Annotated in this window: 17 protein-coding genes; 15 read left to right on the top strand and 2 right to left on the bottom strand. The window is 43.6% G+C overall.

The features are described from left to right. Positions 1 to 121: 121 nt before the first annotated feature. Positions 122 to 2425, bottom strand: a complete 2304-nt coding sequence (locus HRU80_04010; protein QOJ28082.1) for a TonB-dependent receptor — start codon at positions 2423 to 2425, stop codon at positions 122 to 124. A 102-nt stretch (positions 2426 to 2527) separates the two neighbouring features. Continuing rightward, on the bottom strand, positions 2528 to 3118 hold the full coding sequence (locus HRU80_04005; protein QOJ28081.1) for a Crp/Fnr family transcriptional regulator: 591 nt from the start codon (positions 3116 to 3118) through the stop codon (positions 2528 to 2530). Positions 3119 to 3233: 115 nt separating this feature from the next. On the opposite strand from HRU80_04005, the gene HRU80_04000 reads away from it, so the two are divergent. From HRU80_04000 to HRU80_03930, 15 genes are all read left to right on the top strand, one after another. Continuing rightward, positions 3234 to 3389, top strand: coding sequence for a hypothetical protein (locus HRU80_04000; GenBank protein ID QOJ28080.1), 156 nt, complete (start codon positions 3234 to 3236; stop codon positions 3387 to 3389). Positions 3390 to 3490: 101 nt separating this feature from the next. Continuing rightward, entirely contained in the window at positions 3491 to 4639 is a 1149-nt protein-coding gene (locus tag HRU80_03995; GenBank protein QOJ28079.1) for a HAMP domain-containing histidine kinase, read from the top strand. An 811-nt stretch (positions 4640 to 5450) separates the two neighbouring features. Beyond that, positions 5451 to 5930 carry a cytochrome c gene (locus HRU80_03990; protein ID QOJ28078.1) on the top strand — a complete coding sequence of 160 codons (480 nt, stop codon included), beginning with the start codon at positions 5451 to 5453 and terminating at the stop codon, positions 5928 to 5930. Between the two features lie 14 nt (positions 5931 to 5944). Continuing rightward, the gene (gene nosZ / locus HRU80_03985; GenBank protein QOJ28077.1) at positions 5945 to 7888 is read left to right on the top strand and encodes a Sec-dependent nitrous-oxide reductase; all 1944 of its coding nucleotides are present in this window, start codon (positions 5945 to 5947) and stop codon (positions 7886 to 7888) included. A gap of 7 nt (positions 7889 to 7895) precedes the next feature. Further along, positions 7896 to 8036, top strand: coding sequence for a hypothetical protein (locus HRU80_03980; GenBank protein ID QOJ28076.1), 141 nt, complete (start codon positions 7896 to 7898; stop codon positions 8034 to 8036). Positions 8037 to 8055: 19 nt separating this feature from the next. Further along, positions 8056 to 9069 (top strand): nitrous oxide reductase accessory protein NosL, encoded by a 1014-nt coding sequence (locus HRU80_03975; protein QOJ28075.1) that lies wholly within the window; start codon positions 8056 to 8058, stop codon positions 9067 to 9069. 1 nt (position 9070) lies between these two features. Beyond that, positions 9071 to 10318: a nitrous oxide reductase family maturation protein NosD gene (gene nosD / locus HRU80_03970; protein ID QOJ28074.1), complete on the top strand. Its 1248-nt coding sequence runs from the start codon at positions 9071 to 9073 to the stop codon at positions 10316 to 10318. Further along, entirely contained in the window at positions 10315 to 11058 is a 744-nt protein-coding gene (locus HRU80_03965) for an ABC transporter ATP-binding protein (GenBank protein QOJ28073.1), read from the top strand. The genes nosD and HRU80_03965 overlap by 4 nt, the downstream gene beginning before the upstream one ends. Beyond that, a complete protein-coding gene (locus HRU80_03960) occupies positions 11018 to 11803 on the top strand; it encodes an ABC transporter permease subunit (protein ID QOJ28072.1) in 786 nt (261 codons plus the stop codon). Before HRU80_03965 ends, HRU80_03960 begins: the two co-directional genes overlap by 41 nt. 547 nt (positions 11804 to 12350) lie before the next feature. Beyond that, a complete protein-coding gene (locus HRU80_03955) occupies positions 12351 to 12827 on the top strand; it encodes an Lrp/AsnC family transcriptional regulator (GenBank protein QOJ28071.1) in 477 nt (158 codons plus the stop codon). Then, on the top strand, positions 12820 to 14043 hold the full coding sequence (locus HRU80_03950; GenBank protein ID QOJ28070.1) for an aminotransferase class I/II-fold pyridoxal phosphate-dependent enzyme: 1224 nt from the start codon (positions 12820 to 12822) through the stop codon (positions 14041 to 14043). The genes HRU80_03955 and HRU80_03950 overlap by 8 nt, the downstream gene beginning before the upstream one ends. Before the next feature lie 460 nt (positions 14044 to 14503). Beyond that, positions 14504 to 15832: a hypothetical protein gene (locus HRU80_03945; protein QOJ28069.1), complete on the top strand. Its 1329-nt coding sequence runs from the start codon at positions 14504 to 14506 to the stop codon at positions 15830 to 15832. A 46-nt stretch (positions 15833 to 15878) separates the two neighbouring features. Further along, positions 15879 to 16058: a hypothetical protein gene (locus tag HRU80_03940; protein ID QOJ28068.1), complete on the top strand. Its 180-nt coding sequence runs from the start codon at positions 15879 to 15881 to the stop codon at positions 16056 to 16058. A 52-nt stretch (positions 16059 to 16110) separates the two neighbouring features. Beyond that, a complete protein-coding gene (locus HRU80_03935; protein ID QOJ28067.1) occupies positions 16111 to 17454 on the top strand; it encodes a hypothetical protein in 1344 nt (447 codons plus the stop codon). Between the two features lie 46 nt (positions 17455 to 17500). Then, on the top strand, positions 17501 to 20968 hold the full coding sequence (locus HRU80_03930; protein ID QOJ28066.1) for a T9SS type A sorting domain-containing protein: 3468 nt from the start codon (positions 17501 to 17503) through the stop codon (positions 20966 to 20968). Positions 20969 to 20987: the final 19 nt, after the last annotated feature.

The following is a 20987-nucleotide window of genomic DNA, read 5'->3' as shown; positions in this document are numbered from 1 at the left end:
AATTCTTCCTGTTCCGTGCATAATTTGAACAAAACAGGATAAGTAATATCAGCAGCTAAAGTCAAACGTACAATTTTGTATGTACCACTTACCGTCCTGGTTTGACCATTCATAAAAAACATTAAAATTTCAGATTGAATCCGGCAGCGGGAAGAAACGAATACTGATTCAGGGATGCCTGCCTCCGGGTTTTAGGATTCCAAATATAGTTCTGTATATTCTTATGATTATATACATTCAGAATCTCTACGAAGAATACCATGCTCCATCCTTCATAGTTGAAGCGTTTATCCATGCGAAGATCAAGCCGCTGATAATCCGGCAGTCTGGCGCCGTTCAGTTTTGTCATATCAAGTACTCCTCTGTTCTGCGCGAATGATACTGCCTGATCAAACGGTGTGTATGGTCTTCCTTTTGAGTAGGCAAATTTTGCCGATAATTCCCATTCGCCCGATTTATATCCCCCGACTATTGTAAAGATATGAGGTATATCAAAACTGGCTCTCCGTTCAATGCCGTCAAGCGCCTTGTGCTTTGTGTTTGAGAACGAATAGCTTACCTGACCGTAAAGATTATCTGTCAGTTTTTTCTGCAGATACAGTTCAAGCCCGTATGATGTTCCCGTTCCTTCACTCACCATCGGGAAGAGCAGACCCCCCGCCCCAAAACTGTCTCCCGTATTTGCAAGAGTGAGCGCGGTATATTCAGTACTAACAGGGTACCGGTCATATACTTTATAATACCCTTCCAGACTTATCCTGATATCTGGTACGGGAAAGTAATTCGATCCGATGACTGCCTGTCTTGACCGGATAGGCTTTAGCTGCTCATTCAGCGGATCTGCTTTTATATAGATAAGTGACGGAGACTGATAGTAGATGCCGTAAGCCCCCGAAAATGATAGTTTGTCGGTTGCATGAAAGCGTGCAGAAATACGCGGACTGATTTCCGATTCACCCAGTACTGAAAACCGGTCATACCTGAGTCCGGCGGTCACTTCTAATAACCCGCCAAGTTCAGGCGAGAACTCTGCATATACCGATGGCAGATAGGATGTATAATTCTCCGAAATAAACACTGCGTTTACTCTTGCGGTGTCGGAAGAAAATGAGTTCTCCAGACCGAAGGGCTGAGAAAGATCATACCGTGCCCTGATTCGTTTGAGCATGGCGCCTGCTTTCAGGATGCCGGTCTTTCTGAAGTTCAGAGTTGCATCATACCGCAGATTGGTAACTCCGTCGTAACTGTTCTGGCTCAGGATGGTTATACCGCCATTCTGCTCATCGGTTACCAGTGATTTGTCAAAGTATATACCGTCTGATAATCCCAGAACACCGAATCCTGAATTTCCGTAGAGATGCTGCCAGTTGAGTCCGGTCACTGACTGCCAGCCCTCATCCTTAACACCGTTCATGCTTGGGTCTTCGGGGTCATTCGGATCCACGTTAAAGTCTATTTCATCAATACCCCCCATGCTCACCAGCCAGAGTTTATTGCTGTTATCCGGTTCAAAGACAAATTTTGTATTATAATTCCAGTATTCTGGAACCGCGGTGAGCGCGATGGCATCCTTCAGCAGTTCAAGATAGCTTCTTCTGAGTGAGAATATATATGATCCCTTGCCGGCAAGCGGCCCTTCAGCCATTGCTCCAAATCCGGCGAGTCCCATCTCCAGATCAAAAGCATGATTCTGCCTGCTCCCTTCCCTGAGTGATATATCCAGCACCGAGGAGAGCCGGTCGCCATACTGCGCGTTAAATCCTCCGGAGAGAAAGTTCGCCTCATTGATAAACTCAGTGTTCAACATACTTATCGGCCCGCCGCTGCTGTTCTGGGAAGCGTAATGATTAATTGAGGGGAATTCAATATTATCTATTATAATAAGATTTTCCGCCGGCGTGCCTCCGCGGACAATCAGATCGTTCCGTGTATCGTTTGCAATAACCACACCCGGCATTACCTGCACGAGTCTGAGAACATCCCCCGCGGCTCCGGCACTTCTACGTATTTCCTCATAACCCATCGTCTGTGTGCTTACCGTGGTTCCCGCGGTTGTTTCAAAGTATTTCCCCCCTTCAACCAGAATCTCGCCAGTCTCTACCGCTGCTTCACGCAGGGCATGTTCCACGACCGTTGCTCTGCTGCTGCGTACTACAACATCAGATATATATACCGGCTCATAGCCCAGAAAAGAGATGCGCAGGATATACGTCCCCACAGGAAGACCGGTAATTTCAAACTTTCCCTGTGCATCGGTCGCGGCACCATAGGTAGTTCCCGTCACAAGGATATTAACCCCCGGCAGCGGCTGGCGGGTTACTGCATCCGTTATTCTTCCTGTAACTGAACCTGACGGTCCTTCCGCCGGAAAAACCGCCTGCGCAAAAAGAAACAGCAGTGCTGTGAGATAAACTGGTACTTTCATGATTTTTTGCCCTCTGAATAAATTATATTTACTCCCATAACTTACTAACCGGCGCATGCAGGGGCATTGATTCAGGTTAAGAAATCTGCCGTCAGGCTATTTTTAACCATCCTGAACATTTGTGTGGATTCTTTTTTTAATTCTGCTCAGTCCTTCAGGGGTCACTCCAAGGTAGGAAGCTATCATATATTGCGGTATATGCTGGATTACTTTAGGACGTTCTTTAAGAAGATTTTTATACCGGGTTTCCGGATCATCAAGCATAAGGGACATCATTCTTTTATTGGTGGATACCAGAATCGCTTCTGCAATCAGCCGTCCGAATTTTTCAAATTCCGGATTCATCCGGTAAAGTGTCTGCACGGAATCATAATCCAGATTAATTAATACCGAGTCAGTCAGGGCATCTACACAAACCCGTGAAGGGGAGCGGGTTACAAAACTGTCATAGACCGAAAGATAAATACCTGAAAAGAAAAACGCGGCAGATACCTCCTTCCCCTCCTTAAGATAGTACATACGAAGCAGGCCTTCCTCCAAAAAACTCACGTAATCACAGCGTTCTCCCTCTCGGATAAAAATCTCACCTTTTTTTAACTCTCTGACCGTCAGACAGCTTTCAAGTTCTCTCCACATTCCCTCAGTGAGCGGTATAAATCTTTCATAAAAAGCACGTATTTTAGTAAAATTCATCAGGTAACATTTCCTCGCTAATTGAACTGGCAATGACAAACTATGGTAGAGTACTGCAAATGAAAAAATTTCTCTCAATGTTGAGAAAACTTACATTTCATCCCGGCGGTGAATTATGAGCAATCAGGATCATGATCAGCAAAATCCGCGGCAGCCAGGGAAAAAAGCTCCTGTTTCACTTATTGATACTATACTATCATTGCCGCCGCTTCTGATAATTGTTGAAATAATCCTCATTTCTGTTTTTCTCTACTTCTTCTTTTTCTTTTAGCACCCGGTGTTCTCTCCGGCACAAAATTTGCAGGAATTTTCAAAACCCAGGACAAGCTGTATTACAATTATATGATATTTTCCAGGAGAAGGGAAGCAAATATGCTAGCGACTGAATTTTTACCGGCAGAGAAAACACCTGACGAATTGATCTACACTGAAAGTGAGTTCATTGCCGGAAACCGTCTTCTTCTTGCCTGTCTCGAGGCGATGCCTGAGTTTATCCTGATCCTTAATAAAAACCGCGAAATAATCGGGGGGAATGAAAAATTCCTCCGTACTTTCGGATTTGATTCCATGGAGGATGTCCGGGGTAAGAGATTCGGCGATGCTGTTGAATGCGTTAATGCCAAAAATGCTCCCAATGGCTGCGGCACCTCCATCAACTGTCGTACCTGCGGCGCGGTTAACTCCATCGTTAACTGTGCTGAAACCAACTCCAAATCTGTGAATGAATGTCACCTGACTCTTAAAGCTTCGGATGCCGCTGAGTTTGAGGTAATGGCCACTCCGCTGCAGCTTGGGCCGTATGATTTTCTGATTCTCTCTCTGCGCGATATAAGTGCCGAAAAAAGAAAGAAAATTCTTGAGCGGGTTTTCTTTCACGATGTGCTGAATACTGCCGGCGGGCTTCAGGGACTTGCCAGTCTTATTGCCATGGAAACTGATGCCACCACCGAAGAAGTTACCATGATGATGAATCTGACCGAACGGCTGATTGATGAAATTAAACTGCACCGCGATCTCCTCTCGGCTGAAAAAGGGGAGCTTTTTGCGCAGCCATCCTGGTTTAAGATAACTCCTTTCATGCGTGAGATGAAATCACTCTATGCCGGGCACAAAGCCGCTGAGGGGAAAGAACTGCTTCTTGATGAAGATGAAAATGCAGATATCTATGCTGACAAAGTCCTGCTTTCCCGAGTGGTTGGCAATCTTATCAAAAACGCGCTGGAAGCAAGCCTTCCCGGGGAACGGATAACCGCCGGATATACGGTTCTGGAAAACACGGTCGTCTTCAGCGTAAACAATCCCAAAGTGCTTCCGCAAAGGATTAAAAGTCAGCTTTTCCAGCGTTCATTCACCACCAAGAAAGAACCGGGCCACGGACTCGGCACCTACAGCGTAAAGCTCTTTACGGAAAACTTCCTGCACGGCACGGTAACCCTTACCAGCCATGCCCCGGATGGCACAACCGTATATATCGAAATTCCCAAAGCAGCGCCCGAACTCAAAGAAAATCTGGTTGTGTAAATCTTCCATCAGACGATGCATCCCCGTTGTGACGATGCAATCGTAGAGACGATGCAATCGCCAGGATAGACAATTATATACGAAAGATTTTTGCGATTGCGTCGTCTCATCGCGTATCTGCGTTTAACATAACTATCATCTCCCCATCGCGTATCTGTGTTTTACCAAATCTTCGCCCTCCCGTTCTTCCCTGAGACGACGCAAATGCAGAGGACCGTCATCAATAAAACATCCGGTTAGCATTTGCATCGTCTCTACAGCAATTCATTCCATTTTTTCGTAAAGACGATGCAATCGCCAGGATAGACAACTATATACGAAAGATTTTTGCGATTGCGTCGTCTCATCGCGTATCTGTGTGTAACATACCTCGCATCGTCTCATCGCGTGTCTGCGTGTAACATACCTTGAATTATCCCATCGCGTATCTGCGTTTTCCCGAATCTTCGTCCTCCCGTTCTTCCCTGAGACGACGCAAATGCAGAGGACCGTTATCAATAAAACATCCGGTTAGCATTTGCATTGTCTCTACCGAAATAATTTTTCGACCAAAATCCGCGGAAAGTCTAAGTTCCGGGCGAATTTTTCCGGTTCTCCGGTTTAATCATCCATTTTTGCCAATTTTCGCACATCCCCCCAAATTTCGATTTTACTCCCTTCCGATTTTACTTGACAGTATCAAAAGAAAACCGTAATTTTGAATCAGATAATTTTATCCGATTTCTAAGCTGCGTATCCCTCAGAAGAAAACGGATTTTTTTAACAAGATGAATCAGACAATTTTATCCGATTAGTACATAAGGAATACAACATGAAAAAACTCTCCCTGCTGACCCTGCTGGCAATGGCATTTCTGCTGGCTGCATGCTCTGATAAAAAAGATACTCCCGAACCGGCCGCTGAGGACCCCAACAAGACCAACGAATACGGCCTGACCGAATTCGAAATGGAAAACGGCGTCGGCCCGATCAAAACCAAACTTTCCCTGGCTGAACTTGACATGATGAAAGTAAAAGACGGCGAAAAAATCTTTACCGAAAAGTGCTCCGCCTGCCATAAACTTGACGAGCGCTATGTCGGACCCGCACAGGCAGATGTTCTCATCAGACGGTCACCTGAATACGTCGTCAATATGATTATGAACCCCGAAGGCATGCTGCAGAAACACCCCGAAGCAAAAAAGATGCTCGCCGAATATATGACGCCCATGCCATTTCAGAATGTAACTATGGAAGATGCACTCAAACTGCTCGAATATTTCAGACACACATCATCACAAATCAAAAAATAATCAGGAGCTGATCCATGAAAAAAGGTTCTGTTATTCTATTTCTTTTTGCGGCTTCACTGCTGCTTACCTGGTACGGCTGTGGCAACTCAAACTCATCACTCGATACCGGTGATGCTGCCGCAAAGGTATATGTTAAACCCGGCTCACAGGATGAGTTCTACGGATTCATGAGCGGCGGATTCAGCGGACAGCTTTCTGTCTATGGTCTCCCTTCAGGCCGTCTCTTTAAGGTAATTTCTGTTTTCTCACAGAATCCTGAAACCGGTTACGGTTATTCTGAAGAAACCAAACCAATGCTCAATACTTCTCACGGCTTTGTGCCCTGGGATGATGCTCATCATCCTTCACTTTCCCAGACCGATGGCGTTGCAGACGGCAAATGGATATTCATAAACGGAAACAACACTCCCCGTATTGCACGCATTGATCTTAAAGAGTTTGAAACTGCGGAAATTATTGAAATTCCAAACTCAGCCGGCAACCACGGCTCCCCTTTCACCACTGAAAATTCTGAATATGTGGTTGCTTCAACCAGATTCAGCGTTCCCTTCGGTGATGCTGACCCTTCAATTGCAACCTATAAAGAAAACTTCCACGGCACTATTTCCTTTATTAAAGTTGATAAAGAAACCGGAAGAATGAATCTTGCTTTCCAGATAATGATGCCGGGCTTCCACTATGATCTCGCCCGTTCAGGCAAAGGCGCTTCACACGGCTGGGCGTTCTTTACTTCATATAACTCCGAGCAGGCAAATACTCTGCTTGAAATTAATGCATCAAAGAATGATAAAGATTTTATCGCCGCTGTTAACTGGAAACTCGCGGAAGAATATGTTGCTAAAGGAAAAGCTAAAGACTTCCCCGGCACCTACTATCACAACTATATGGACCACAGCACACAGTCAGCGGTCAGCCAGAAGATTACCACGGTTAAAATGCTTGACCCGAAAGACTGCCCCGGACTTATCTACTTCCTTCCGACCCCTAAATCACCCCACGGCGTTGACGTTGATCCGTCAGGTGAATATATAGCAGCAGGCGGTAAACTTGCATCACTGATTCCGGTCCACTCATTTTCAAAAATCAAATCCGCAATAGAAAAAGAATCTTTTGAGGGTAACGTAAACGGAATTCCTGTTCTTAAATACAACGAAATTATTGCAGGCGAAGTAAAAGATCCGGGTCTCGGACCTCTTCACACCGAGTTTGATGACAAAGGATACGCGTATACATCCGCATTTATTTCTTCAGAAGTGGTAAAATGGAAAATCGGCACCTGGGAAGTGGTTGACCGTATTCCAGTATATTACTCAATCGGTCACCTTATGGTTATGGGCGGAGATACCCGCAAACCAGACGGCAAATATCTTGTCGCTCTTAATAAAATCACCAAAGACCGTTATCTGCCCACCGGACCTGCTCTTACGCAGTCAGCACAGCTTATTGATATCAGCGGTGAAAAGATGAAGCTTCTGCTGGACTTCCCTACCATTGGTGAACCTCACTATGCGCAGGGTATCCGCGCGGATCTGCTCACCAAGGATTTCATGAAAGTTTATCCGATTGAAAAAAATAAGCATCCTTATATAACACGTTCGGAAAAAGAAAGCCGCGTTGAGCGGAGCGGCAATACCGTACACGTCTATATGACTGCAAGCCGCAGCCATTTCTCGCCTGACAATATCGAAGGCATCCGTCCCGGCGATAAAGTATATTTCCACATTACTAATCTTGAGCAGGACTGGGATGTTCCGCACGGCTTCGCGGTAAAAGGCATGAATAATGCCGAAATACTGATTATGCCGGGCGAAACCAGAACCATACTCTGGGAGCCAAAAGCACAGGGTATATACCCGTTCTACTGCTCAGACTTCTGTTCTGCGCTTCACCAGGAAATGCAGGGATATATCCGCGTTTCCAGACAGAATATTCCGTTAACCTACGGAACCGGCAAGTAACCGGATAATGATGATGAAAGACCCGGCGGCTTTTTTACCAGCGCTCATTACCCTTGTGAGCATTCTCAGGCCTGCTGAACTGACAGTCAGATATGGCGGTAAAATCCCTTTGATGGCTGCCGGGTCTTTCTCGTTTTTCTTTTATTGACGATATTACAGAAATTACCATGAATAAGCAATCAAGACTTCTGATGTTATTAGCCGCACTCTTAGTAGTGCCCTCTCTTTTCCTTCCTATCTGGATCATTGACCTTGATGCACCTCAGTATCCGGAGGGGCTCGGAATATATATCTGGGCTGATCAGGTTACCGGCATCAGGCCAAACGACCTGAATACTCTTAACGGTCTTAATCACTATATCGGCATGAAGGTGATTGATAATGACAGCATCCCCGAATTAAAAATCATGCCTTATATCATTATGGGATTTGCGCTGCTGGGTATTCTTACCGCACTTGCCGGCAAAAGGAAACTTGTTCTCGGCTGGCTTGCCCTTCTGGTTATTGTTGGCGGTATAGGAATTTATGATTTTTATCTCTGGGGTTACGACTACGGCCATAACCTTGACCCCAATGCCCCGATAAAAGTACCGGGCCTTTCGTATCAGCCGCCGCTCATAGGAACCAAACAGCTTTTAAATATGACCACCACATCGCTTCCCTATACCGGAAGCGCGTTTATCGGCGCAGCTTTCCTTCTTGGACTTTTTATCTATATACGCAGCGGGAAACAGAAAAGCACTACCGGAGGACTTAATCTTGCAATGCTGCTGATACCTGCCTTCCTTTCACTTAACTGCAGTGACGGACCTAAGCCGATTGATTACGGAAACGCAAACTGCCTCCTCTGCGAAATGACCGTAATGGATCAGAAATTCGGCGCGGAAATGATTACCGCAAAAGGCAAAGTCCACTTTTTTGATTCGGCTGAGTGCCTTGCAGCATATATAGCCGAAAATCCCGGGGCTGATCAGGGAGCTCGGTTGTATGTTACCGATATGATAACCGGAGCGCTTATCCCCGCTGCAACAGCCGTTTTTTTCACTTCTCCTGAAGTTAACAGCCCAATGGGAGGCAATCTTGCTGCTTTTGAACAGGAGTCTGCTATCAGCAGTGTATTTAGCAAAGAGCAGGGCAAGATCCTTGCCTGGCAGGAAGTAATCCAGCTAAACTCCGACTGATATGAAACAGTTTTTAGTTACAGAATACAGTATCTTCATAATTCTTTTCTGCCTGCTCATCCTCCAGGCCATCCCGGCAGCTAACACACACACGCTCTATGCCGGAGCAGACCTCGCTGCTTCGGTACAACGGGCAGGCAGAGGAGATACTGTATATATTAACGAGGGCATCTATCCTGTTACCGGGCTTCGGATTGATAAAGAGATTACCCTGATCGGAAGAGGAAGGGCCGTGCTGCTGGCAGATGCTCCCGGAGATATCCTCTCGGTTCAGCATGACCGTGTGACCATCAAGAATCTCACCTTCAGAGGAACACAAACCAGTTTTATGAAAGATTATGCCGCGATAAAGGTAGAACTCAGCAATCAGGTAACCATAAGCGGCTGCACCTTCGAAAATAATTTTTTTGCGATATATTTCTCAAACTCATCCGGCTCGGTTGTAACAAACAATACACTGACCGGATCGGGCAAAAAAGAATCAAGTTCGGGAAACGGAATTCATCTATGGAACTGCCGGAACATTACCGTAGAGGGCAATACTGTCTCAAACCACCGCGACGGAATCTATCTGGAATTCACCAAAGAAACCAGAATTAAAAGAAACAAAAGTTTCGGTAATCTGCGATACGGACTTCATTTTATGTTTTCAGACTCCTGCCGTTACACAGCAAATACTTTTAACAAAAACGGCGCCGGAGTTGCCGTGATGTATTCAACCAACATTGAAATGACTAAAAACTCTTTTTCCGAGAATAACGGGACTACATCGTACGGTCTTCTCCTTAAAGATATCCGCCAGAGCATCATTGCTGACAATCAGTTCCTCAGAAACACCATAGCCGTGTATATAGAGGCCTCTTCCAGAATTCACTTCACCGGTAATATATTACAAGGCAACGGTACAGCGATAAAAATCATGGCAAACTCTGAGTCCAATTCGTTTCTCAGCAACAGTTTTTTGAATAACAGTTTTGATGTTGCTTCAAACAGCCGCCAGAATTATAACGAATATAAACGCAACTACTGGGATACCTATTCCGGTTATGATCTGAATAAAGACGGCGTCGGAGATGTGCCCCACTCACCGGTGCGGCTTTCTTCAGTAATCACGGCCAAATATCCTTCATCAATCATACTGATGCGGAGCTTTTTTATGGGGATTATTGACATGACGGAAAAAATCTTCCCCGCGTTCACTCCGTCTGATTTAACCGATACTGAACCTCTTATGAGGAGAGCATTATGATTAGCATATCTCATCTTAATAAATCCTTTGCCAAAAATCATATTCTAAAAGATATATCTGCCCGGATAGAACCCGGAACCATTACTGCCATTGCAGGTCCGAACGGCAGCGGTAAAACAACTCTGATGAAGTGCCTGTTGGGGCTTCTCCGTTATGAATCAGGGGAGATAGCCATCAACGGGCATGACATCTCCAGGTCTTCTCTGTATAAAAAGGAGACCGGATATGTGCCTCAGCAGTCGGCATTACCGCCAAATCTCTCAGTTGAGGATATGGTTTCCATGCTGATGGAGCTCCGCAGCGCAGCTTACTCCCGTTATGAAGAGCTTGTTTCTCTCCTTCACCTTGAAGGCCAGACTCAAAAGAAATCATCTTCCCTTTCAGGAGGTACAAAGCAGAAGGCGGGTCTTCTGCTCGGCATGCTCTTTCATCCGTCTGTACTCATTCTGGATGAACCTCTTTCGTATCTCGATCCGGCAACATCAGTTGTGGTTAAAGAAGAGCTGCTGCGCATGAAGGAAAACGGATGCACGGTACTGCTTTCCTCACACAACATGCACGAAATTGAGGAAATAGCCGGACAGCTTATATATATCCTTGAAGGACGCATACACTTCAGCGGCTCGCCGGTTCAACTTATGGAGCACCACGGCACCGCCACACTCGAATCAGCTTTATCTCATGTATTAAAAAATCACTATGAATCAAACCGTCAAAATCTTAAAATATACCGCGCGTGATCTTTTCCGTTCGCGGATTCTGATACTCTATACTCTTTTCTTTATGCTCTTATGGGCAGGGCTTTTTTACTTCACCAATGACGCAACAAAAGTGAGCATCAGTCTTATTCATGTGGTTACCGCCGTCATACCGCTGGTGAGTCTTATTTTCGGAACTCTGGTCTATTACAACTCATCCGATTTTATCCTTTTTATGATTACTCAGCCCGTTGAGCGGCGGAGTGTATATATAGCAATGAATACAGCGGTTTCACTTATTCTTTCAGTCTCATTGCTGATCGGACTGGGGCTTCCCTCACTCATTTTTGGTACGGTAAGCATGATTCCCCTTACACTGCTTATTATTTTTACTTCTGTGCTTGTTACAGCGGTGTTTTCCAATATAGCGTTTTTTGCCGGCGCGGTTTCACAGGATAAAGTGCGCGCACTCACCTTTGTAATTTTTATCTGGCTCTTTTTTGCGGTAATGTATGATGGAATAATTTTATTCATAACCGTTTACTTTTATGAGTACCCGATTGAAATCCCCGTGCTCATCTTCTCAGCACTTAACCCGCTTGACCTGGCGCGCGTAATTCTGCTCCTGCATATTGACCACAGTGCTTTGATGGGCTACACCGGTGCTCTGTATAAATCAGTTTTCTCAGGCACGCTTGGCATGGGTGCGGCATTTTTTTTATTATTGGTTTGGTTCACAGTGCCGTTCCTTGGCGGAATGAGAGTCTTTAACCGCCGCGACTTTTAATCTTCCGGCTCCCTTCTCCCTTTTCAGGGAGAAGGGCTGGGGATGAGGGTTGCCGTATAGGTGATGTAATTAATCACTTCAGAAAAGCAAAGTTCCGCAGAGTTTTCCGGCTCCCTCCCCTATTACTAATTATTTTTTCGATCCATGAATATCCGCGTTGCGAAGCATCCGTAAAATCTGCGTGCCATGACTCAGCCGAACCCTTCACGTGGTCAAAACCTGTACATCGTTCATTGTACATTGCTTCCGCGTCCCATTGCCTGGATTTAACTCTGCGTTACTTCGCGCTTAACTTCGCTTCCTTTGCGTTAAAAAAACTCCGCTGCTGAAGACAGATTGTCGTCTGTCTGTACGAACGATCCTTTTATCTGCGGTCATCTGCGTAATCTGCGGGGGATTTCCACGCTGAAGACAGATTGTCATCTTTCTGTAAGAAAGCCAAACCCTTTTTAAAAATTGTAAATTGGTCATTCATTCTGTATTTTATCAGGTAAAGCTAATTTTATTTAGCATAACTTTCCATTCGGCAAATAATGTTCAGACATACATGAAACTCGATCAGACCGACATCAAAATCCTCAACATCCTGCAAACCGATGCCCACATCACCAATCTCAACCTGTCAAAAGAAGTCGGCATCTCACCCCCCACCATGCTCGAACGCGTCCGGCGGCTTGAGAGCAGCGGCATCATCAAAAAATATATCGCTCTTATTGATGCTGAAAAAGTGGGGCAGAATATCACTGCCTTTGTGCAGGTTTCCCTGGCGGTGCATCAGATGAACTCTGTGGATGAGTTCCGTCGGAGTATCGACAATCTTGATGAAGTGCTGGAGTGTTACCATATCAGCGGGGAAGATGATTTTCTGCTTAAGGTGACCGTCCGGAGCATTAAGGAGTATGAGCGGTTTGTTCTGGAAAAACTTTCCATGCTCAAAGGAGTAAGCAAAGTAAAAACAAATTTCTGCCTCTCGGTATTTAAACACGAAACAAAACTTACAATTGAAAGAGACGACAATGAGTGACACAAAAAAAATTCATGGTCAGTTTGACCCCGCACAACCGATTCAGGATTTCCTGGTCTTTGGCGAGTTCGGCGATGTTAATCCTTCCATTACCGACTCCTCCACCTACACATTTCTCTCGGCAGAAAAGATGGAAGAACTTTTTGAGCATGAGATTGAAGGATGCTTCCTCTACTCACGCCACTGGAACCCGATCAACCGCTATCTCTCACAGGCACTGGCAGGTATGGAAAGTACTGAAAGCGCAATTGTTACCTCCTCCGGTATGGCGGCAATAAGCTGCAGTATATTACAGTTCTGCTCATCGGGTGATGAAGTTGTTGCAAGCCGGACTATATACGGCGGCACCTACGCGCTCTTTAAAAACTTTCTGCCAAAACTTGGTATCACCGTCAGATTCGTAAACATGACTGATCTGGATGCAGTGAAGTCTGCTATAAATGCAAACACAAAGATTATATACTGCGAGTCGGTGAGCAATCCGCTGCTTGAAGTTGTAAATCTGCCTAAACTCAGCAAGCTCGCTCATTCTCACAACCTTAAACTGATTGTTGACAATACCTTCAGCCCGCTGATGATCTCCCCCGCCGTGCATGGTGCTGATATCATCGTTCACTCCCTCACCAAATTCATAAACGGAACAAGCGACTGCGTTGCCGGCTGCATCTGCACCTCTCACGAAAATGTGGAAGCACTAACCAATATCAACTCTGGTGCATCAATGCTGCTCGGGCCGGTGTTAGACAGTTACCGCGCTGCATCAATTCTGAAAAATCTTCATTCATTGCATCTGCGCGTAACACAGCATTCAGCAAATGCTTTATATATCGCTCAGCAGTTAGAAAATCTCGGGCTTAAAGTGTTTTATCCCGGACTCAAATCTTACAAGCATTATAATCTTATGACTGCAATCATGAACAAAAAGTATGGTTTTGGCGGAATGCTTGCTCTTGATTGCGGCACTCCTGAAAAAGCAGATGAGCTTATGGTAGCCATGCAGAATAACAAAGTTGGCTACCTTGCAGTATCACTTGGTTATTTCAAAACATTGTTCAGTTCACCCGGACACAGCACTTCATCAGAAATTCCCCCAGAAGAACGCGATGCAATGGGCTTAAGTGACGGACTGGTCAGATTCTCCATCGGTCTTGACAATAATATCGAATTAAGTTTCAGCAGAATAAAGAAAGGGCTGGAAGAGGTCGGGTTAATTTAAAGTTAAGAATTAAAAGTTAAAAGTTGAAAATTGCCTGACGTATATATATTCACTCCGCGCTATCCGCCGCGGCTGACTGTGCACCCTGCAGCAGCGTACCATAGTTCATGATTTTTTTATCCTCATCACATGATAAATCTTTGTTTTAACACAAATTCCAAACATTTTGGTGCAAATGAATGTTTTTCGAAAAAAATTCATTTTTCTCTTGCTTTTTAATCTTTTTTTTTTGCTATTTTTACCTGAGTTCTAAAAGAAATTAATTAACTCCCCAGGTGAGAGAACATTTGGGAAGTAAATTCTGGGTTCTTCAGGGAAAAACTTTCTCCGATTACAATCCTGCTTTTTAGATTGATTTCTGTTGTTTTTGTTTTTTGATACAGTTTAAGTCAATAATATTGATCTAAACTGTCCCGTTCGTATTTACTATTTTCTTATTCCAATCGACTGGAGTGAACGAATGGCTACTAAAAATAGGTACTTTTACAAACTACTCTCTTGGTCAGCACTCTCGCTTTTTGCCCTCTCCGCCTATTCATGCTCTGAACCAGCCAGCCCCTTCGGGCAAACGGATATTACCCTGACTGCACATGATGCCTCCTGCACGGAGGTATGGCTTGAGCTTAAGTTCAGCAACCTTACCCAGCCGGCAGATGTGGCAATCCAGAAGGATGGCAAAGACTACCACCGGATACTCTCACTCAACCATGATACACTCTTGGTTTTTGAAGACCTGGAACCCTCCACCAATTACTCATTCCGTGCAATTATCCGCCATGAGGGGAAGGATGATAAAATAAGCAATACCATCCCTGTAAGAACCATGGATACCACCAGCCACAATTTTACCTGGGAAGTTTTTGAGTTTGGAGAGGGGTTGGCTTCCAGTGCTTTTTATGATATTGCTTATATCTCTGAAAACGATATCTGGGTTGTTGGTGAACTCTACTTCAATGATACTAACACATTTGATTCATTAGGTAATTATATTCAACCGTATAATGCAGTTCATTGGGATGGCTATAAATGGAATAGGAAACAGATATTTTATAATACATCTGTTGGGCCTAGTTTTAGCCCCATACACTCTGTCTTTACACTTAGTGATTCTTTAATATTGTTTGGTAACTTGGTAAAATTAGAAAATGGCTTAATTAAATCAATAAATGTAAATATCAGTTTCCCGACAGAAGTTCTGGGTATTTGGGCAGCATCCTCAACTGAAGTGTATATAGTTGGAGGTGGGGGTCGTATTGCAAAACATAGCGGATATTCTTGGGAGATTATTCCGAGCGGTACCGAATTTGACCTACACGATATAAACAGTAATAGCGAAGGCCGGGTATTGATATCTGGCTCACTCGCGCTTCAAAACATAGGGAGTGTAATTCTTCAAAAGAATGGAACTCAATTTCAAAAAATTACAACATTTCCAGCAACAGTTGAGGCAGTAAGTGTTGCCCCTGTAGGTAAGATTAAAACTCTGACTGCCGGAGAAGGTGTATATCAGAGTCTGGATAATATGGCTACCTGGAAATTATTGCAGGTAGGAACTTCATATACTGAAATTATAAGAGCCCGGGCACACAATCAGATAGTCGTAGCAGGTCATTTTTCTTCTGTTTTCTATTTCAATGGTGTTAGGTGGATTGACAAAAATGAGCTGGGGATTCCGGAATTGCCAAGAATAGTTTGGCAATCAATATCCATTAACGATGATGGCTTAATATTAGTAGGGTTTTCAAATTTTAATGACAAAGCAATAATTTTAAGAGGAAAAATCGGATAACATCCGAATTAAACAACAATACAACAACAAAATAAACGGAGGAATTATGAGACACTATGTTGTTTCATTAATTTTTGTCTTGTTCGGAACACTGGAATTATTTTCACAGCAAATAACAACTGCCGGAGGCGGAATGACACCGGGGGTAGTATGCGGGGAAGATAGCCGGGTTTCTGCAACCCATAATGCAGTCGGAAGAATACTTGGATATGTCGCAAATAAGTGATTAGTTAGGAACCTGAAACTGTTGATTACTTTTTTAATCTTGTTGGCCAGAAATGAAAAATCATTTAAAGAATATATATAGTATTTTACTTTACAAACTACTCTTCTGGGCAGCACTCTCGCTTATTGCCCTCTCCACCTACTCCTGCTCAGAGCCAGCCAGCCCGTTTGGGCAGACCGATATTACTCTGAGCGCACTTGATGCCTCCTGCACCGAGGTATGGCTTGAGCTTAAGTTCAGCAACCTTTCTCAACCGGCAGATGTGGCTATCCAGAAAGATGGCAAAGATTACCTCCGGCTGCTTTCCCTCAACCGTGACACCCTCTTGGTTTTTGAAGACCTTGAACCCTCCACCAATTACTCATTCTGTGCAATAATCCGTCATGAAGGGAAGGATGATAAAATAAGCAATACCGCAGAAGTAAGAACTATGGATACCACTAATCATAGTTTTACGTGGGAGGTTTTTGAGTTTGGCGAAGGGCTGGCTTCCAGTGCTTTTTATGATATTGCTTATATCTCTGAAAATGATATATGGGTTGTTGGTGAAATATATTTTAATGATACTTATACCTATGACACATTAGGTAATTATATTCAGCCTTATAATGCAGTTCATTGGGATGGGTTAAAATGGGAAAGGAAGCAGATGTTTTATAAAACAACTGCTGGTCCTTCATTTCGACCTATCCATTCACTCTATGCAATCAACAAAGATGAAATATGGTTCGGAAATTTTGTTCAATTTAAGAATGGTGCAATCAACTCGTTAAATCTAAATATTAGTTTTCCTGCATTAGTAAATGGTATTTGGGCAGCATCCTCAACTGAAGTGTATATAGTTGGAGGTGGGGGTCGTATTGCAAAACATAGCGGATATTCTTGGGAGATTATTCCAAGCGGTACCGAATTTGACCTACACGATATAAACAGTAATAGCGAAGGCCGGGTATTGATAGCTGGTGGATTTTACTTAAGAAACATCGGAGGTATAATATTAAAAAAGAATGGTACTGTGTTTGAAAAAGTTCTAACCTTTCCCGAATCAAAAGAAGTAATGAGTATAGCTCCGATTGGCAAATTCAAGACTCTGACTGTTGGAGCGGGAATTTTTCAAAGCAATGATAATCTTGCAAACTGGAAAGAACTTTTAATTAGCAATTCATATTCAAGTGTGGTAAGGGCAAATTCTCACAATCAGATAGCAATAGCCGGGCATTTTTCATCTTTTCTTTATTTTAATGGAGTAAGATGGCAAGACAAAAGCGAAATTGGATTTCCTGAGATTCCAAGAACTATTTGGAAATCTATAGCAATCAATACCAATGAGGTGATTTTAATTGGCATGGCCACGGAAAACAACAAAGCAATAATTTTAAGAGGAAAAATCGGATAACATCCGAATTAAACAACAATACAACAACAAAATAAACGGAGGAATTATGAGACAGTATATTGTTTCATTAATTTTTGTCTTGTTCGGAACACTGGAATTATTTTCACAGCAAATAACAACTGCCGGAGGCGGAATGACACCGGGGGTAGTATGCGGGGAAGATAGCCGGGTTTCTGCAACCCATAATGCGGTCGGAAGAATATTAGGTTATGCAGCAAATGGTGAAATCGTACAAATAGGTACGGGCTTTATAGCACCAAACGGAAAATTAATTTCTGCCAGGCATGTTTATAGTGATGGCGCAAATCATAGCAATCCAGCCGTACACTGGGTAATTGAATTTAATGTACCCGCATCTTCAAGCTCAGGTCAGATCAATCACCCGGCCGCAGAACATATATATACAATAATAACAGATCCGCCATCGAAATTAGGAACATTAGACTACTGGATATTTGATGTTGAACTTAACTCGGTAACAGGGGAACATCCGTTAAGAAAGCAAGGTACTTCACTGACTCTTGATCTAAACGGACAAATGGCGCTGAATTCGAATGCTACCATTTATGGATATGGTGCGAAACTTAGTAGTTCATTAAACTTTGCACTTCAGTCCTCATCAGGTCAAGTTACCTGGATTGGTAGTTCTGAATCTGATGTAAAATATGAGATAGATACCAAAGGTGGTTCATCTGGCGGGCCTGTTATTCAGAATGGGGTGGTAAGAGCTATTCATCGTGAAGGTTATTATTCAGGGGGGCAATGCCAGAATTTTGGCACATTGCTTAATGCGGAGGGGTTTTCTCTAATATACAATTCAGATTGGGGTTATAAAACTGTTTATTTGGAACAGACTAAATACAATAGTTCTATTTTTAGCGGAGTTCTGAAACGGTGGTGGAATAACGGATATTTATCCTACACTACCAGAAAAACACTTAGTTTAAAAGAAAATTCAAATATAATTCTCGCAGCGGATACAAACCTCATTGAAAACTTTAAGTTTAAAGAATTCGAAAATACCACAATTCAAAGGGTGCTCAATGAAAACACTCCTCCGCAAAACACAGAATACAAATCACTTTTAGTAGATGTTAAGAATAGCATTGTAATCAACAACCAATTCGAAAGCACGGCAGGGTATAATGCTGGACAGATTGAATTTAAGGATCCGTGGTTTGCAGCAAATAGCTCCCCCTATTTAACCCCGCCATACGGGTATTCAAATTTAGGATTAAATGCTGTTTTTCATTCCCGCCCATCGCCGTTTAATCCAAAATCTTCGGGTTCGGATATTGGAAGTTATTATAAAGGAGTATTTCTTAATCAAAGTGGTTCACCTGATTGGCTCCCTCCAAATTACTCGATCAGAGCTTCTGCATCAGGTAGTTTTACAGTACCTTCTTCTGGACGCACTCACTACTTTCATTTTTTGAATTGGATATCAAACCCGTCTGTGGGTGCCGAGTTTCAATATCCTGAAAATTTGGAGACTGCTGTTTCATTCAAGCAGGACAATACCACTGTCAGTGCTTTATACAAGGGCATACAACTTTCCAATAACCCCGAAACCTATACCAACAACGGACAGCAGCACTTTGTAAGGGTTAAGAACAGTTATCTCTATTCTGCTTATGAGTCTATGGGTAAACTTTTCATCGAAGAAAAGATGCCAAACGGTGCGTGGACCCTTATGAACAATGGGAAACCGATTATCCAGGAACAGGTGTTTTCTTCTTCATTGGATTTTGTTAATAACGGAACTAACGAAGATGATAAACTGCTGCTTGCCTATACATCACAAAATTCAGGATACCCGGTGATTGGCACACTGCTTCTCAATGGTTACACAGATGCAGTTCTTCTGAATGATTTTGCTATCTGGCAGAGTGACAATATGCACACACCTTCTGAGTTACAACCAATTGTAGCGGTTAACGGAAGCATAAAGTTTATGATAGTCTTCAGAAGAGTGGACTCTGATAAGAAAGGTCTCTTCTTCTTCCCAGGTACCATAAATGGAAGCACTGTTTCCTATGCCGATAGCTCCGGCTATCCCTGGTATATACACGGTACCAATCAGTACTCAGTTAACCCTACCATCAGTGTATCCAAAACCGCGGCTAATGAACCAGTTTACTGGATTGCCTGGCAGCAAAACTCCCCGTCCGGCAGTTCCTCTGATATATATTATAAGCAGGTTACTGTTCACTCAAACGGCTCATTCACTCAGTATGGCGGAATGATGTCAGGAGGAAGCGGCTATCCCTGGAACCGTTACCCCACCATCACCTCAATTGGCAACTCAGCCCGTGTTGCCTGGCAGGGTTATGTCGGCTTTATAGAGGATGGTATGAATAAAACCGGGGCTGATGAAATGGAAGAGTCCAGAATAATATTCAAAAGCACGGACTGGTGGCAGTACTGGCAGTTTGGTTATAATGTTCACAAACCGAATATCAACCGTCACGATGCAGAGAACGGCTACATTTTTGGCTGGAGCCAGAATGGCGGTCAGGGTATTTATTTTGCAAATAACACAACCCTGAGCACTATTTCAACTGTGACAGGCCTTCAAGGGTTTGATGTTCAGATTTCAAACGGCACAGACAAGAGCACAATGGTTGCAAACAGCTACAAAACCACACAGCAGCCATATTTCTTTACTTCCTCAAACGGTCTTTCAACATTTATGAAGGAACAGAATCTGAGAATCGGCTCAGGGAGAGAGGGAATTATCAGAAAGGGAGATGTTATCTTCAAATACCTGGTAGGTGATATCAGCCGTAACGGGCAGGAGATAACATTTAAGGCGATACCAGACACCATTAATCTAAATTCCCTTGGCATAATCAATTCATATCTTGAAACAGAGCCGTTTACAGTCAACAGCAATACAGAGTTGTTATACTCAGTCGGCTTTATGGTCTCCGATTCTGTGCTTGGGGCAGAAGAACTGAATGAAGGTGACGAAATAAAATTCACCCTCACGATAAACGATGCTGAAAGCGGTCAGCAGGTTGCTCTGCTGGATGAGGTTACCTATACCAAAAATGCACTGGGCAATTATGGCAATATTGCGTTCCGGGCAACTATGGAAGGAATGCCAGAGACACCGGTTAAGTTAAAACTGACAGTGCAGAGTAATTTTGAACATATCAGTTCACTGGCAAGAAGAGTAAATGTAGGTGATGTTGTTGAGAAGAGCAGTACAAAAACCATAGCAGTTGCCAGTCCGTTGATTGTAACTGAATACTTACTCTCCCAAAACTACCCCAACCCCTTCAACCCGATAACTGAGATAGAGTTCGCCCTCCCTGAGCAAAGTGATATAACTCTAAAAGTATATGATATCCTCGGCAAAGAGATAGCAACCCTTGCTTCAGGAAGTTATTCAGCAGGCAGATATACTGTTCCTTTTGACGGCACAAGCCACGCAAGCGGAGTATATATCTATAAACTCAGCTACGGCAAAGGGCAGAGCATTACGAGGAAGATGACACTGCTCAAATAATTAGGAATTCTAAATTGTG

The sequence above is a fragment of the Ignavibacteriales bacterium genome (assembly GCA_015709675.1).
Taxonomy (GTDB): Bacteria; Bacteroidota; Ignavibacteria; order Ignavibacteriales; family Ignavibacteriaceae; genus H2-BAC3.
This window is presented reverse-complemented; position numbering and strand designations above follow the sequence as displayed.

Bases quoted from the DNA above. Each gene is read 5' to 3' on its own strand.
- HRU80_04010 (QOJ28082.1), bottom strand. From the start codon at position 2,425: ATGAAAGTACCAGTTTATCTCACAGCACTGCTGTTTCTTTTTGCGCAG.
- HRU80_04005 (QOJ28081.1), bottom strand. From the start codon at position 3,118: ATGAATTTTACTAAAATACGTGCTTTTTATGAAAGATTTATACCGCTC.
- HRU80_04000 (QOJ28080.1), top strand. From the start codon at position 3,234: ATGAGCAATCAGGATCATGATCAGCAAAATCCGCGGCAGCCAGGGAAA.
- HRU80_03995 (QOJ28079.1), top strand. From the start codon at position 3,491: ATGCTAGCGACTGAATTTTTACCGGCAGAGAAAACACCTGACGAATTG.
- HRU80_03990 (QOJ28078.1), top strand. From the start codon at position 5,451: ATGAAAAAACTCTCCCTGCTGACCCTGCTGGCAATGGCATTTCTGCTG.
- nosZ (QOJ28077.1), top strand. From the start codon at position 5,945: ATGAAAAAAGGTTCTGTTATTCTATTTCTTTTTGCGGCTTCACTGCTG.
- HRU80_03980 (QOJ28076.1), top strand. From the start codon at position 7,896: ATGATGATGAAAGACCCGGCGGCTTTTTTACCAGCGCTCATTACCCTT.
- HRU80_03975 (QOJ28075.1), top strand. From the start codon at position 8,056: ATGAATAAGCAATCAAGACTTCTGATGTTATTAGCCGCACTCTTAGTA.
- nosD (QOJ28074.1), top strand. From the start codon at position 9,071: ATGAAACAGTTTTTAGTTACAGAATACAGTATCTTCATAATTCTTTTC.
- HRU80_03965 (QOJ28073.1), top strand. From the start codon at position 10,315: ATGATTAGCATATCTCATCTTAATAAATCCTTTGCCAAAAATCATATT.
- HRU80_03960 (QOJ28072.1), top strand. From the start codon at position 11,018: ATGAATCAAACCGTCAAAATCTTAAAATATACCGCGCGTGATCTTTTC.
- HRU80_03955 (QOJ28071.1), top strand. From the start codon at position 12,351: ATGAAACTCGATCAGACCGACATCAAAATCCTCAACATCCTGCAAACC.
- HRU80_03950 (QOJ28070.1), top strand. From the start codon at position 12,820: ATGAGTGACACAAAAAAAATTCATGGTCAGTTTGACCCCGCACAACCG.
- HRU80_03945 (QOJ28069.1), top strand. From the start codon at position 14,504: ATGGCTACTAAAAATAGGTACTTTTACAAACTACTCTCTTGGTCAGCA.
- HRU80_03940 (QOJ28068.1), top strand. From the start codon at position 15,879: ATGAGACACTATGTTGTTTCATTAATTTTTGTCTTGTTCGGAACACTG.
- HRU80_03935 (QOJ28067.1), top strand. From the start codon at position 16,111: ATGAAAAATCATTTAAAGAATATATATAGTATTTTACTTTACAAACTA.
- HRU80_03930 (QOJ28066.1), top strand. From the start codon at position 17,501: ATGAGACAGTATATTGTTTCATTAATTTTTGTCTTGTTCGGAACACTG.